Source organism: Streptomyces sp. OZ13 (assembly GCF_052068155.1).
Lineage (GTDB): Bacteria > Actinomycetota > Actinomycetes > Streptomycetales > Streptomycetaceae > Streptomyces.
On sequence record NZ_JBQHCZ010000015.1, the window covers coordinates 55,995 to 70,343 of the forward strand.

The 14,349-nt window shown below is 72.6% G+C and carries 11 protein-coding genes; 9 read left to right on the forward strand and 2 right to left on the reverse strand.

Going from position 1 to position 14,349, the window contains the following annotated elements:
- Nucleotides 1–172 precede the first annotated feature (172 nt).
- From ACTMTU_RS27825 to ligD, 4 genes are all read left to right on the forward strand, one after another.
- A complete protein-coding gene (locus ACTMTU_RS27825; RefSeq protein ID WP_189472929.1) occupies nt 173–400 on the forward strand; it encodes a DUF6458 family protein in 228 nt (75 codons plus the stop codon).
- 241 nt (nt 401–641) lie between these two features.
- Complete coding sequence (locus ACTMTU_RS27830; protein ID WP_441266203.1) at nt 642–1,967, forward strand: NAD(P)/FAD-dependent oxidoreductase; 1,326 nt, start codon at nt 642–644, stop codon at nt 1,965–1,967.
- A 1-nt stretch (nt 1,968) separates the two neighbouring features.
- Nucleotides 1,969–3,816 carry a transketolase gene (locus tag ACTMTU_RS27835; protein WP_441266204.1) on the forward strand — a complete coding sequence of 616 codons (1,848 nt, stop codon included), beginning with the start codon at nt 1,969–1,971 and terminating at the stop codon, nt 3,814–3,816.
- Nucleotides 3,813–4,733: a non-homologous end-joining DNA ligase gene (ligD, locus tag ACTMTU_RS27840; RefSeq protein ID WP_441266205.1), complete on the forward strand. Its 921-nt coding sequence runs from the start codon at nt 3,813–3,815 to the stop codon at nt 4,731–4,733. The genes ACTMTU_RS27835 and ligD overlap by 4 nt, the downstream gene beginning before the upstream one ends.
- A 21-nt stretch (nt 4,734–4,754) precedes the next feature.
- On the opposite strand, the gene ACTMTU_RS27845 is transcribed toward ligD, so the two are convergent.
- Nucleotides 4,755–4,925: a hydrophobic protein gene (locus ACTMTU_RS27845; protein ID WP_441266206.1), complete on the reverse strand. Its 171-nt coding sequence runs from the start codon at nt 4,923–4,925 to the stop codon at nt 4,755–4,757.
- 78 nt (nt 4,926–5,003) lie between these two features.
- Between ACTMTU_RS27845 and ACTMTU_RS27850 the strand changes: the two genes are divergently transcribed.
- The 3 genes from ACTMTU_RS27850 to ACTMTU_RS27860 all read left to right on the forward strand — a co-directional run bounded on the left by ACTMTU_RS27850 (nt 5,004) and on the right by ACTMTU_RS27860 (nt 10,560).
- Nucleotides 5,004–5,516 (forward strand): DUF6328 family protein, encoded by a 513-nt coding sequence (locus ACTMTU_RS27850; protein ID WP_441266207.1) that lies wholly within the window; start codon nt 5,004–5,006, stop codon nt 5,514–5,516.
- A gap of 116 nt (nt 5,517–5,632) precedes the next feature.
- Entirely contained in the window at nt 5,633–6,283 is a 651-nt protein-coding gene (locus ACTMTU_RS27855) for an LAETG motif-containing sortase-dependent surface protein (protein ID WP_441266208.1), read from the forward strand.
- Between the two features lie 836 nt (nt 6,284–7,119).
- The gene (locus tag ACTMTU_RS27860) at nt 7,120–10,560 is read left to right on the forward strand and encodes a phosphodiester glycosidase family protein (RefSeq protein WP_441266325.1); all 3,441 of its coding nucleotides are present in this window, start codon (nt 7,120–7,122) and stop codon (nt 10,558–10,560) included.
- A gap of 92 nt (nt 10,561–10,652) precedes the next feature.
- Here the strand turns inward: ACTMTU_RS27860 and ACTMTU_RS27865 are convergent, their stop codons facing one another.
- Complete coding sequence (locus ACTMTU_RS27865) at nt 10,653–11,738, reverse strand: enoyl-CoA hydratase/isomerase family protein (protein WP_441266209.1); 1,086 nt, start codon at nt 11,736–11,738, stop codon at nt 10,653–10,655.
- A 145-nt stretch (nt 11,739–11,883) separates the two neighbouring features.
- Here ACTMTU_RS27865 and ACTMTU_RS27870 point away from each other — a divergent pair, with 145 nt between their 5' ends.
- Nucleotides 11,884–13,068, forward strand: a complete 1,185-nt coding sequence (locus ACTMTU_RS27870) for a serine hydrolase domain-containing protein (protein WP_441266210.1) — start codon at nt 11,884–11,886, stop codon at nt 13,066–13,068.
- Between the two features lie 95 nt (nt 13,069–13,163).
- Complete coding sequence (locus ACTMTU_RS27875) at nt 13,164–14,342, forward strand: acyl-CoA dehydrogenase family protein (RefSeq protein ID WP_441266211.1); 1,179 nt, start codon at nt 13,164–13,166, stop codon at nt 14,340–14,342.
- Nucleotides 14,343–14,349 lie beyond the last annotated feature (7 nt).

Consider the following 14,349-nt stretch of genomic DNA (forward strand, 5'->3'; position numbering starts at 1 on the left):
CAGCAGGTCCGGCGGCTGTGACCTTGCCCTCTCCGGGTCGCTCTTGATCCATTGCGCCCCGTGCCCTATCCGCCTGCCGCCATGCATGGCGCTACCTCAGGCGGGTACCCGCAACGGACCGGATGACAGGGACAAGAACGGACCGCAGAACTGACAGAAACAGGTGAGTCACATGGGTCTTGGCGGATGCATCATCCTGATCGCCGCCGGAGCGATTCTCACGTTCGCCACCGACTGGGAGGTGGAAGGCGCGAACCTCGACGTGGTCGGGCTGATCCTCATGGCCGTCGGCATCATCGGAGTCGCGACCTTCACCAGCATCGCCCGGCGCCGGCGTGTGGTCGTGCCGCCCTCGACGCCCGTCGTCGAGGACAGGCCGAACCCCCGCACGTACGAATGAGGACAGGGCTCGCACGTACGACGACAGGGCGAACCCTGGGACGTACGAATGAGGACGGGCGTGAACCCCGCACGTACGAAGCCGGACCGGCGCACGCACGGATGACCGCCGCCCGGGAAACGGCCGGGTCCGGCCCGGGCGTCAACGGGGCGGTCAGGGTTTGACCGGCGGCGCCGAGGGCACCCGGAGCGCGCTCGACGCGCAAGTCCCGTAACCGTTCACGTCCAGAACGGAGCCGATCGTGAGCCGTTCCCGTGTCGTCGTCGTGGGAGCCGGGTTCGCCGGTTTCCACGCGGCCCGCACCCTTGGCCGGACCCTCCGCGACGACGCGGAGGTGGTCCTGCTCAACCCGACCGACTACTTCCTCTACCTGCCGCTCCTGCCGCAGGTGGCGGCCGGCATCCTCGAACCCCGCAGGGTCACCGTGTCCCTGCCCGGCTCGCTGCCGCGGGTCCGTCTGGTCCTCGGCCGGGCCACCGGAGTCGACCTCGACGGGCGGTACGTCCACTACGAAGACGCCGAGGGAGGGACGGGACGGCTCGGCTACGACCGGCTCGTCCTCGCCGTCGGCAGCGTCAACAAGCTGCTCCCCGTTCCCGGCGTCGCCGAACACGCACACGGCTTCCGCGGACTGCCCGAAGCCCTCTACCTGCGTGACCACGTCACCCGGCAGATGGAGCTCGCCGCCACCGCGGAGACCGAGGCGGAGCGCACGGCCCGCCGCACGTTCGTCGTCGTCGGTGCCGGCTACACCGGCACCGAAGTCGCCGCCCAGGGCGCCCTGTTCACCCGGGCGCTGGCGGAACGGCTGCGCACCGGCCACCGGGAGCCCCCGCCGCGCTGGATCCTGGTCGACATCGCGGAACGGGTCCTCCCCGAGCTGGACCGCAGGCTCTCCGACACCGCCGGCCGGGTGCTGCGCGAGCGGGGCGTCGAGGTCCGCACCAAGACCTCCGTCAAGGAGGCCACGGCGACCGGGGCGCTGCTCGACGACGGGGACGACATCGCCACCCGCACCCTCGTCTGGTGCGTGGGTGTGCGGCCCGACCCGCTCGTCTCCGAGGTCGGGCTTCCCGTCGAGCGCGGACGGCTGGTCGTCGACTCCAGGCTCACCGTGCCCGGCCACCCCGAGGTCTTCGCGTGCGGCGACGCCGCCGCGGTCCCCGACGTGACCAGGCCGGGGGAGTACACACCGATGACGGCCCAGCACGCCTCCCGTCAGGGCAGGACGGCCGGCCACAACGTCGCCGCCTCACTCGGCCGCGGCACCCCCCGTGCCTACTCCCACCACGACCTCGGCTTCGCCGTCGACCTCGGAGGCGTCAAGGCCGCCGCGAACCCGCTCGGCGTGGCACTGTCCGGGCCCCTCGCGGGCGCGGTCACCCGCGGCTACCACCTCGCCGCGATGCCCGGCAACCGGGTGCGCGTCGCCGCCGACTGGGCGCTCGACGCCGTACTGCCACGGCAGGCGGTGCAGTTGGGGCTGGTGCGTTCCTGGTCGGTCCCGCTGGACACCGCTTCGCCCGAACTGGCGCGCGTCGGCGGCGCCCCTTCCAAGGAGCAGTGAGATGCAGGACGAACAACTCACAGAGCTGGCCCAGCAGTTGCGGGTCGACGCGGTGCGCGCCGCCGATGCCGCGGGCTCCGGGCACCCCACCTCTTCCATGTCCGCGGCCGATCTCGGTGCCGTGCTGCTGGCCCACCATCTGCGGTACGACTTCGCCCGGCCCGAACACCCGGGCAACGACCGGCTCGTGCTCTCCAAGGGCCACGCGTCCCCACTGCTGTACGCCATGTACGTGGCGGCCGGGGCCATCGACGACGAGGAACTCCTCACCTTCCGCAAACACGGCAGCCGCCTCGAAGGACACCCCACTCCGCGGCTGCCCTGGGTCGACGTGGCCACGGGCTCGCTCGGCCAGGGACTGCCCGTCGGGGTCGGCATGGCCCTCGCCGGCAAGCGACTGGACCAGATCCCGTACCGCGTGTGGGTGCTGTCCGGCGACAGCGAGATGGCGGAGGGCTCCGTCTGGGAGGCCGTGGAACACGCCTCGTTCGAACGGCTGGACAACCTGACGCTGATCCTCGACGTGAACCGGCTCGGCCAGCGCGGCCCCACCCGCTTCGGCTGGGACCTCGACGCGTACGCCCGCCGGTTCCAGGCCTTCGGCTGGCACACCGTCGAGATCGACGGGCACGACGTCAGGGCCGTCGACGACGCCCTCTCGGAGGCCGCCGGCACGGTCGGCCGCCCCGCCGCCGTCATCGCCCGTACCGAGAAGGGCCACGGCGTGGCCGCAGTGGCGGACCAGGAGGGCAAGCACGGCAAGCCCCTGGCCGACGCGTCGGAAGCGATCGCCGAACTGGGCGGCGTGCGCACCGCCAGGATCCAGGTCCAGCAGCCGCCGGCGGCCCGGGTCCTGCACGAGCGGCACACCGAAGGCCTCACCCTCCCCACGTACGACACCGGCGACAAGGCCGCCACCCGCACCGCCTACGGGCAGGCCCTGGCCGCCCTCGGCTCCGCACGCACGGACGTCGTCGCACTCGACGGCGAGGTCGGCGACTCCACACGCACCGAGTACTTCGCCAAGGCACATCCCGGCCGCCACTTCCAGTGCTACATCGCGGAACAGCAGCTCGTGGCCGCCGCCGTCGGCATGTCCACACGCGGCTACGTCCCCTACGCCGCCACGTTCGCGGCCTTCCTGACCCGCGCCCACGACTTCATACGCATGGCCGCCGTCAGCCGCGCTTCCGTCAACCTCGTCGGATCCCACGCCGGCGTCGCCATCGGCCAGGACGGGCCGTCACAGATGGGACTCGAGGACCTCGCGATGTTCCGTTCGGTGCCCGGCAGCACCGTCCTCTACCCGTGCGACGCCAACCAGACCGCACGGCTCGTCGCGGCCATGGCCGACCTGCCGAACGTGAGCTACCTGCGCACCAGCCGCTCCGACATGCCCGTGATCTACGGCCCGGAGGAGGACTTCCCCGTCGGCGGCTCCAAGGTGCTGCGCGCCTCGCACCGCGACCGCGTGTGCGTCATCGCCGCGGGAGTGACCGTGCACGAGGCGCTTGCCGCCGCCACCGTCCTCGAACGGGAAGGCATCCCGGTACGCGTCGTCGACCTCTACTCGGTCAAGCCCGTCGACGCGGGCACCCTGCAGAGCGCCGCCGACGACACCGGCTGTCTGCTCACCGTGGAGGACCACCGCACGGAGGGCGGCCTCGGCGACGCGGTGGCCGAAGCGTTCTCCGACGGACGCCCCATGCCGCGGCTGATACGGCTCGGCGTGCGCAACATCCCGGCGTCCGCCGAGCCCGCCGAACAACTGCACGCCTCCGGCATCGACGCCGAGTCCATCAGCGCGGCCGTGCGCCTGCTCGTCGCGGAAGCCATGGTGCGCCCGTGACCAAGGAGCGGACCCACCCCGTGCGGGCCGGCGGGCGGACCGTGGAGATCCAGCGGCCGGACAAGGTGCTCTTCCCCGACGACGGCATCACCAAGGCCGGTCTCGCCGAGTACTACCGGGCGATCGCACCGCACATGCTGCCGCATCTGCGCGGCCGGCCCCTGATGCTGGAACGGCACCCCGACGGCGTCGGCGGACCCCGCTTCGTACAGAAGAACACCCCGGAGAGCTACCCCGACTGGGTGCGCAGGGTGGAGGTCGGCAAGGAGGGCGGCACCGTGGTCCACACCGTGTGCGACAACACCGCCACCTTGATGCACCTGGTCGACCAGGCGTGCATCACCTTCCATCGCTGGCAGTCACGGGCCGGCCGACTCGAGCGGCCCGACCGGCTGGTGTTCGACCTGGACCCCTCGGGCGACACGGCCGACGACTTCGGGACGGTGCGGCGCGCGGCGCGGCAACTCGGCGAACTCCTCGACGATCTGCGCCTCAACTGGGTCCTGATGACCACCGGCTCCCGCGGGCTCCATGTGATCGTGCCCCTGTCGGGCGACACCGACTTCGACGGGGCGCGGGCCTTCGCCCAGGAGGTCGCGGAAACCCTCGCGCGACGCGACCCCGACCACTTGACCACCGCGGTGCGCAAACAGGCCCGCGGCGACCGGCTCTATCTGGACGTGCAGCGCAACGGCTACGCGCAGACCGCGGTGACGCCCTACTCCGTGCGTGCCAAGGCCGGGGCGCCGGTCGCCGTACCGATCAGCCGGGACCAATTGGACGACCCGCGGACGGGCCCCAGGCGGTGGTCGGTCGCGGACGCGCTCGAACAGGCACGCACCGACCCGTGGGGCGACGCGCTCGGCGGCCGGCGGGCACTGGGCCCGGCCGGCCGCCGGCTTGCCGCCCTTCGATAGGAGCGGCCTTTCGTCACTCGTCTACCACCTGTACCAGCGTGACCGCGCGCCACCCGTCGTCGTGCTGCGCATCAGGAATCCCAACAGCCAGATGACCAGGACGGCGAGGGCGATCCACCACAGGACCTCCACCGCGAATCCGGCGCCGAACAGAACGACGGCGAGAAGGAGAACAAGCAGGATAGGAACCATTGTCTGCACCTCCATGACGGCGGGTGCCCGCATTTTCCCGCCGCACACACTGTCCGATGCGAATGGAGCCTGAGCGTAATGGACCGGAAAAGGGGCAATGGCAATGGAAAGGGAAATGAAGTACGGGGCCGCGACGAGACAGAGGAAGAAAGGGCCGACCGCAGGTGGGCCGACCTGCTCCAGGAATTGCGGGTCGCGCAGACCGGCGTGCAGATCCTCTTCGGTTTCCTGCTGACGGTCGCGTTTCAGCCACGCTTCGTCGATCTGTCGCAGACCGACCAGACGATCTACTCCGTGACCGTCGTACTGGGCGCCGCGACCACCGGGGTGCTCATCGGTCCTGTGGCGTTCCACCGGATGCTCACCGGCCGCCGGCTCAAGCCGCAGACGGTCTCCTGGGCCTCCCGCCTGACCGTGCTCGGCCTCGTGCTGCTCCTGTGCACGATGGCGGCCGCCCTCCTTCTCATCCTCCGCGTCGTGCTCGACGACACGATCGCGCTGTGGCTCGTCGTCGCCATGGTGGTGTGGTTCGTGGTGTGCTGGTTCGTTCTGCCCGCGTGGACCCGCGCGACACGCCGCGGACTCGACTGACGCGATTTCAGCCGCCCTCTCCCGCAAGGGGATGGGGCGGTTGTGGTGCCATGAGGCGTCAGCGGTACTGTGCGCGCACCGCCAGACGCATTGGCGCGGTAATCGTGGAGGAATCAGTGACTGAGACCAGAAGAACGTGGCGGCGTACGGGAGCGCTCATAGCCGTCGCTTCGGCCGGCGCGCTCGGCGTCGGCCTTTCCGCCGCACCGGCGATCGCGCACACGCCGGTGTGGTCGGTGACCTGTGACGAGGTCAGCGTCGACCTGACCGCGTACAGCCCCACCGAGGAGAACACCGTGACCATCACGGTGGACGGCAAGGAACTGCTGCCGACGAAGACCTTCAAGAAGGAATTCCACGACAAGCTCGACCTTCCCGAGCACGACAAGGAACTCACCGTCCGTCTGATCGTCGTGGCCGGCGACGGCGACCAGTTCTCGCGCGACGAGTCCAAGACGGCGCCGGTCTGCGACGACGAGACCCCGAGCCCGACGCCGTCGACGACGCCCCCCTCGCCGACGCCGAGCGAGACCTCGCCCACCCCCAGCGAGACGCCGAGCACCAGCGCGCCGGCCACCAGCGCCCCCGCGACCAGCGCGCCCGCGACGCCTTCGGCGCCGCCCAACTCCGGGACGCCGGGCGGCGGTCTGGCCGAGACCGGTGGCTCCAGCGCCACCCCGGTCATCGCCGGAGCGGCTGCCGCGGTGATCCTCGCCGGCGGCGGCATCATGTGGGCCGCGCGTAAGCGCCGTAGCGCCCAGCACTGACATGACGCAGGCGGGCGGGCCGTGACGGTCCGCCCGCCTTTCGCCGTCCCCGACCACGCCGCTGTGCCGCCGTCCACGCGGCCCCGGCGCATCCCGTCGCCGTCGCGGCCGGCCACCGTTCACCGCGCGGCGGGGACCGCACCCGGCTGAGTCCGGTCCGGCCGATCAGGGTTCGGCCGAGGAACGGCGGCGTACGCGTACGTGCGCTTCTGGGCGCTCTCACCGACGGTCGGTGCTCATGCCGGGGCGACCGGCCGCGAGGTCTACGCACCTCCCGCACCGGCCGCGCGGTCTACGCACCTCCCGCACCGCCACGAGATCAACGCACCTCCCGCACCGGCCGCGAGGTCTACGCACCCTCCGCACCGGCCGCCTTTGTCGCCGAGCCGGAGGCGTAGAACCGGCCGTCCGGGCACCGACCATGACGCCGCGTTTCACGGTCCCCGCCGAGGGTGCCGCACGTCGGCTCCCGCTTCCGTGTCCGCCGACTCACCGACGCCGGCCGGGTGTTCGGACACCACGGCCGCGAACCGGCTCCGGCACAGCGCAGGCGGCAGGGCGGCGGCGAGCGTCCCTCGCCGCGGACACTCCGGGCGGCACCGGACGTCACCCGGCTCGTCGCAGTCGTCCGGCACCGGCGTGGTGACCCGGAGTGCTGATGCCCCGTCACGCGAAGATGCCTGTGCGTTCCTTGTGTTCTCCCGTCCTTCATCCCGACCTCTGGCGCGATCCTCTTGGCCCGGCGATGCTGTCCGCCGACAGCGCTTACTGCACGCTCAACCAGCCATCCTCCAGGAGTACTTGTGGGCCTTGGCAGAGCTAGACACACCGTCGTGCTGGCCGCGACGCTGTCCGCACTCGTGGTGGGGGCCGCCGCCCCCGCCGTCGCTGATCCACCGCCCCCGCCACGGCAGTCCGCCGACATACTGAGGCCCGTCGCACCGCCGCCGGCCAGCGCCCCGGGCGGCAGCCAGACAGCCGTCGCCGACCCCGACGGCATCGAGACCGCCCGCGCGTCCCGGCCGGTCGCACCCGGCGTGCGGCTCACCTCGTACGACCGGCTCGAGGCCGACAAGTGGCTCCGCGTCGACGCGCTCTCCGTCGACCTTGGCAGCGGCATACAGGCCGACTACCTGTCGTCGGGGAAGGTCGCCGACCGCGGCAGTGTCTCCGAACTCGCCGCACGGCACGACGCCGGCGAAGGCCGCCGCACCGTCGCCGCCATCAACGGGGACTTCTTCGACATCAACCAGACCGGCGCACCGCAGGGACCCGGCGTCAAGGACGGCGAGATCACCCACTCGCCCGCCCCGGGAGCCCACCGGGCCGTCGGCATCGGCCCGGAAGGCGCGGGCCGGGTGCTGCAGATGTACTTCGAGGGCACCCTCACCGTCCCCGGCGGGACCCATCCGCTGGGCGCGTACAACGCCGCCAACGTGCCCGCGGGCGGGATCGGGGCGTACACCTCGGCCTGGGGCGAGGCCGACCGCGCCCTCACCACCGACACGGCGACGCCAGTCGCGGAAGCCGTCGTACGCGACGGCAAGGTCGTCGAGGTGCGTGACCGGCCCGGCACCGGCGCCGTGCCCGCGGGCACCACGGTCCTCGTGGGCCGCGAGGCCGGGGCCGGCGTCCTCGCGGCCCTGCGGCCGGGCGACGCGGTGAAGGTGGAGTACCGGCCCCGTACGGACAACGGCCCCGTGCCGCGCACCGCGGTCGGCGGCCGTGAACTCCTCGTCGTCGACGGCGTCGCCCAGAACCACGACGGCGCCGGCAACAACACCGCCGCGCCCCGCACCGCCGTCGGCTTCTCGCAGGACGGGCGGGCGATGCAGATCATCACCGTCGACGGCCGGCAGGCCGACAGCGGCGGCGTCACCCTCACCGAGCTCGGCCTGATGATGAAGAAGGCAGGCGCGCACAGCGCGCTGAACCTCGACGGCGGCGGTTCGTCCACCCTGGTCGCCCGCGAGCCGGGCAGTGACGCGCTCCAGGTGGAGAACAGCCCCTCCGACGGCAGCGAGCGCGAGGTCCCCAACGGGCTCGCCCTCACCGCCCCCGACGGCAGCGGCACACTGCGCGGCTACTGGGTCGAGACCGCCGTACCGGCGTCCATGGCCCCCACCGCCGACCCGGTGCTCGGCGGCCACCCGGAGCGGGTGTTCCCCGGGCTCACCCGCAGGCTCACCGCCGCGGGCTACGACGAGACGTACGGACCGGCCGCCGGCGCCCCGCACTGGCGCGCCCTGCGGCCCTCCGTCGGCCGGGTCGACGAGGACGGCGTCTTCCGGGCACGGCACAGCGGCACGACCGACGTACGCGCCGAACGCGCCGGCGCCGAGGGCGGCATCCGGCTCACGGTGCTCGACGACCTGGCCCGCATCGAGCCGACCACGCGCCGGGTCTCCCTCGCCGACCCCGGTACGGCCGGCACCTTCGGCGTCCTCGGCCTCGACGCCCAGGGCAACAGCGCGCCGATCGAGCCCGCCGACGTACGACTCGACTACGACCACGCCCTGTTCGACGTCCGCGACGACGGACGCGGCTCCTTCACCGTCACCGCGCGCACCGGAGGCGGCACCGCCGGGCGCATCACCGCGACCGCCGGGGGCGTGAGCACCACGCTCGCCGTGAGCGTCGGCCTCGCCGAGCAGGCCGTCACCGGCTTCGACGACGCCGGCTCGTGGACGTTCAGCCAGGCCCGGGCGAGCGGCTCCGTCGCGGCGACACCGGACGGACACGACGGCACCGGCCTCCACCTCGCCTACGACTTCACCCGGTCGACGGCGACGAGGGCCGCCTACGCCAATCCGCCGCAGCGGATCCCGGTCGCCGGACAGCCGAGGTCCTTCACCCTCTGGATCAAGGGCGACGGCAACGGCGCCTGGCCCACCCTCCACCTGAAGGACGCCGCGGGGTCCGATCAGCTGCTGCGCGGGCCCTACGTCACCTGGACCGGGTGGCGGCAGGTGAAGTTCGAAGTGCCCCAGGGCGCGGCGATGCCGCTGGCGGTGCACCGGTTCTACCTGGCGGAGACCGCCGCGAACCGGCAGTACACCGGAGGGATCATCATCGACGGACTCGACGCGCAGGTGCCCCCCGCGGTCGACCTGCCCCGCGTGCCTCCCGTCGTCGACCCCCTGATCGATCCAGCGGCCGTCACGGAAGGGCGCGACTGGCAGTTCGCCGTCATGTCCGACGCCCAGTTCGTCGCCCGCGCCCCGGACAGCCCGATCGTCGCCCAGGCCCGACGGACCCTCCGGGAGATCAAGGCGGCACGGCCCGACTTCCTCGTCGTCAACGGCGACCTCGTCGACGAGGGCTCACCGGCCGACCTGGCGTTCGCCCGCCGTGTCCTCGACGAGGAACTGGGGGACGACCTGCCTTGGTACTACGTGCCCGGCAACCACGAGGTGATGGGCGGGAAGATCGACAACTTCGTCGCCGAGTTCGGGCCCCCGCAGCGCACGTTCGACCACCGGGGCACCCGCTTCGTCACCCTGGACACCTCGAGCCTGACCCTGCGCGGAGGCGGACTCGCCCAGATCAAGGAGCTCCGCGCCCAGCTCGACGCGGCGGCGGCCGACGCGGGCATCGGGTCCGTGATGGTCGTCGAGCACGTCCCGCCGCGTGACCCGACCGTCCAGCAGGCCAGCCGGCTCGGCGACCGCAAGGAGGCCGCGCTGATCGAGAACTGGCTGGCGGAGTTCCGCCGTACGACCGGCAAGGGCGCGGCGCTGATCGGCAGCCATGTCGGCGTCTTCCACGCCGCGCACGTCGACGGCGTGCCGTACCTCGTCAACGGCAACTCCGGCAAGGCACCGGCCGGTCCGGCGGACGAGGGAGGCTTCACGGGCTGGTCGCTCGTCGGCGTCGACGACGTCTCCCGCGCCGAGCAGGCGGCGGCGCGCCGGGCGCCGTGGGCGGCCCGCCCCGACTGGCTCTCCGTCCAGACCCGCACGCACGTGGACGGGCTCGAACTGGAGGCGCCCGCCGCGCTGCGGCCCGGCGAGAGCGGGGACGCGAAGGCGACGGTCGTCCAGGGCACGCGCCGCGTTCCCGTGGCGTTCCCCGTCAGCGCGGACTGGTCCGGCTCGCCCAACGTCCACATCGGCCCGGCGGACGGCGCGCGGGGCCGCCACGTGGCCGCCTTCGACCCGGCGACGGGCCGCCTCACGGCGCTGCGTTCCGGGGAGTTCACGCTGGCGGTGACGGTGAACGGCACGATCACCGAGGTACGCCGGAGCGTGGTGACGCTGCGGGACAGGGCGGCGTGACGCGGTAGGGGGCGGGGTCCTACCGTCCCCTACCCATCCACGGCCGTGGCCCCGGACGGACGCGGACGAGGGCAAGGGCCGTGTCTCCGGGGTCAGTCCGCGAGTCCGAGGCCCGGCTCGCCCGCCGCGAGAGGGGCGAAGTGGCGTTCGACGTCCCTCTCAGGGACCGCGTCGAGCCGCGCGGGCGACCACCGCGGGTCGCGGTCCTTGTCGATGAGCTGGGCGCGGATGCCTTCGACCAGGTCCGGCGAGGCGAGGGCCGTGCAGGAGACCCGGAACTCCTGCTCCAGAACCGGTTCGAGCGCGCCCAGCTCGCGGGCGCGGCGCACCGCGGCGAGGGTCACCTTCACAGCGGTGGGCGACCTGCTCAGGATGGTCTCCGCGGCCTCCTTGGCGGCGGGCTCCCCGCAGTCCGACAGCCGTTCGACGATCTCCTCCGCGGACCCGGCGGCGTAGCAGTGGTCGATCCACCCGCGGTGGGCGGCGAGTTCCGCCGCCGGGGCCTCGGCCGCGTACCGGCGCAGCGCCTGCGCGGGATCCGCCGACCGGAGGAACCCGGCGAAGCCGGCGAGGCGGCCGCCGGGCACGAAGTGGTCGGCCAGGCCGAGCAGCAGCGCGTCGCCGGCGCCGACCGCGTCACCGGTGAGCGCCAGGTGGGTGCCGAGTTCGCCGGGCGCCCGCGCCAGCAGATGGGTGCCGCCGACGTCCGGCACGAAGCCGATCCCGGTCTCCGGCATGGCGACGGCCGAGCGTTCCGTGACGACCCGGACGCTGCCGTGCGCGGACACCCCGACGCCGCCGCCCATCACGATGCCGTCCATCAGCGCCACGTACGGCTTGGCGAAGCGGGCGATCCGCGCGTTGAGCCGGTACTCGTCCCGCCAGAAGGCCACCGACGCCCGGCCGCCGGCGCGCGCGTCGTCGTGGATGGCGCGGATGTCCCCACCGGCGCAGAGCCCTCGCTCACCGGCGCCGGAGACGACCACGACGGCGATGTCGTCGTCGTGCTCCCAGGCTTCGAGCGCCGCGTCGACGGTGCGCACCATGGTGTGGGTGAGCGCGTTGATGGCCCGGGGGCGATTGAGCGTGATGTACCCGGCGTGCCCTTCGGCGCGCAGCAGCACCGAGCCGTCGGGTGCCGAGCCTTCGCGCAGCGGTGCGGAAACGTCGAGGGGCATCGCGTCGTCCTTCCGGGTCCGGGTTCGTGCGGGTCCATCCTCGCTCACCGGCGGCGAACGCCCGTACGCACCCTTCCCTCTCAGTCCGACCAGTCGGTATGTTCGATCCGACGTGCACGGACGAGGTGACGGAGGAATCCCGGACATGGCGGAGCGACCCAGCAGCGCGGAGCGACCCCTCACGATCGAAGGCCACTGCGACGAGCGATTCTCGGCGGTCCGCGCCGCCTTCGAGGAGAACTTCACCGAACGGGGTGAGCTCGGCGCCGCCGTGACCGTCCTCGTCGGCGGCGAAACGGTCGTCGACCTGTGGGGCGGCTGGGCGGACGAGGCCCGGACCGCGCCGTGGCGGAGCGACACCGTGGTGAACGTGTGGTCCACGACCAAGGGGCCGACCGCCCTGTGCGCCCACGTCCTCGCCGACCGCGGGCTGCTCGACCTGGACGCGCCGGTGGCCGACTACTGGCCCGAGTTCGCGGCGGCGGGCAAGAAGGGCGTCCTCGTGCGCCATCTGCTCTCGCACCGGGCGGGCCTCGCCGGACTGCGTGAGCCGCACTCGCTCGAGCAGCTCTACGACTGGGAACTGACCTGCGCCCGGCTGGCCGCGACCGAGCCCTGGTGGGAGCCCGGCACCCGCTCCGGCTACCACGCGATCACCTACGGCCACCTCGTGGGGGAGGTGGTGCGCCGGGTCAGCGGGCTGCTGCCGGGCGAGTTCCTGCGGCAGGAGATCACCGGACCGCTGGGCATCGACTTCACCATCGGCCTGCCGGAGCGGGACTTCGGCCGGGCCGCCGAGCTGGTGCACCCGGTGGCCGCCGGGAGCAGTGAACAGGCGGCGGCATTCGCCCGGCTCGAGCCCGTCGCGGTCGCCGCCCTGGCCAACCCGCCCACCGGCGCCGGTGCGGCGAACTCCGCCGGGTGGCGGGCCGCCGAGATACCCGCCGCCAACGGCCACGGCACCGCCCGCGCGGTCGCCGCGCTGTACGGCATCCTCGCCGGACAGGAGCAGCCCGACGGGCACCGGGTGCTGTCGCGGGAGGCGGCGGAACGGGTGCGCGAAGGCCAGGGCGGCTGCCGCGATCTGGTCCTCGCGGCCGGCTTCGCGCACGACACCGAGGCCGGCCTCGGCCTCTGGCTGAGCGGCAGGAACGGCTCGTACGGGCCCAACCCCCGGGCCTTCGGCCACGACGGCTTCGGCGGCTCCTGCGGACTCGCCGACCCCGAAGCCGGCATGGCCATGGGGTACGTGATGAACCGCATGGGCCCGCACATCGCGGACGACCCGCGCAAGATGGCCCTCGTCGAAGCCGTCTACGCCTCGCGTTAGCGCGCCCGGGCACGGCCCTTCCGGATTCTTGCAACACGTTCTAGTGTGTGCGCGCCGCCGCGCAAGGGGCGCACCGCGAGACGCCTGGAGGGGCCGTGCACCTTCAATACACGCCGCAGCAGGAACAGTTACGCGCAGAACTGCGCAGGTACTTCGCGGGGATCGTCCCCGACAACGCCTACGCCCGGTACGCCGAGCCGGCCGCCAGGAAACGCTTCTACCGTCGCACCATCCGACGGCTCGGCTCCGACGGCTGGCTCGGCGTCGGCTGGCCCGAACAGTACGGCGGCCGCGGTCTGAGCCCCATGGAGCAGTTCATCTTCTTCGACGAGGCGGCCCAGGCCGGAGTGCCGCTGCCCCTGATGGCACTCAACACCGTCGGCCCGACGATCATGCAGTTCGGCACGGACGAGCAGAAGGCGTACTTCCTGCCGAAGATCCTCTCCGGCGAGATCGACTTCGCCATCGGCTACAGCGAACCGGACGCCGGCACCGACCTCGCCGCCCTCAGGACCCGTGCCGTGCGGGACGGGGACACGTACGTCGTCGACGGACAGAAGATCTGGACCACCAACGGCGACACCGCCGACTGGATCTGGCTCGCCGTCCGCACCGATCCCGAGGCCCCGCCCCACAAGGGCATCACCATGCTGCTCGTACCGACGACCGACCCCGGCTACTCCTGCACCCTGATCAACACCCTCGCCTCGCACGACACCACCGCGAGCTATTACGACAACGTGCGCGTTCCCGTCGCCAACCGGGTGGGGGAGGAGAACAAGGGCTGGCGGCTGATCACCAACCAGCTCAACCACGAGCGGGTCACCCTCGCCGCCCACGGCACCATGGCCATCCGCGCACTGCGCGACGTCCAGCGCTGGGCCGCCGACACCAAGCTCACCGACGGCCGCCGCGTGATCGACCTCGGCTGGGTGCGCGGCCGTCTCGCCCGCACCCACACGCGGCTCGACGCCATGAAACTGCTCAACTGGCAGATGGTGAACGCCGTCCAGGACGGCACCCTCACCCCGCAGGACGCCTCCGCGGTCAAGGTCTACGGCTCGGAGGCCCGGCGCGACGCCTACGCCTGGCTGATGGAGATCGTCGGCGCAGCGGGCCCCCTCAAGGAAGGTTCGGCGGGCGCGGTCCTCGCCGGCGAACTGGAACGCGGCTACCGCACGGCCGTGATCTTCACCTTCGGCGGCGGCAACAACGAGATCCAGCGCGAGATCATCGCGTGGATCGGACTGGGGATGCCCCGGGTGCGACGCTGACCGGCCG

Coding starts and splice junctions, on each gene's coding strand:
- ACTMTU_RS27825 (WP_189472929.1), top strand. CDS start 173: ATGGGTCTTGGCGGATGCATCATCCTGATCGCCGCCGGAGCGATTCTC.
- ACTMTU_RS27835 (WP_441266204.1), top strand. CDS start 1,969: ATGCAGGACGAACAACTCACAGAGCTGGCCCAGCAGTTGCGGGTCGAC.
- ACTMTU_RS27845 (WP_441266206.1), bottom strand. CDS start 4,925: ATGGTTCCTATCCTGCTTGTTCTCCTTCTCGCCGTCGTTCTGTTCGGC.
- ACTMTU_RS27850 (WP_441266207.1), top strand. CDS start 5,004: ATGGACCGGAAAAGGGGCAATGGCAATGGAAAGGGAAATGAAGTACGG.
- ACTMTU_RS27865 (WP_441266209.1), bottom strand. CDS start 11,738: ATGCCCCTCGACGTTTCCGCACCGCTGCGCGAAGGCTCGGCACCCGAC.
- ACTMTU_RS27870 (WP_441266210.1), top strand. CDS start 11,884: ATGGCGGAGCGACCCAGCAGCGCGGAGCGACCCCTCACGATCGAAGGC.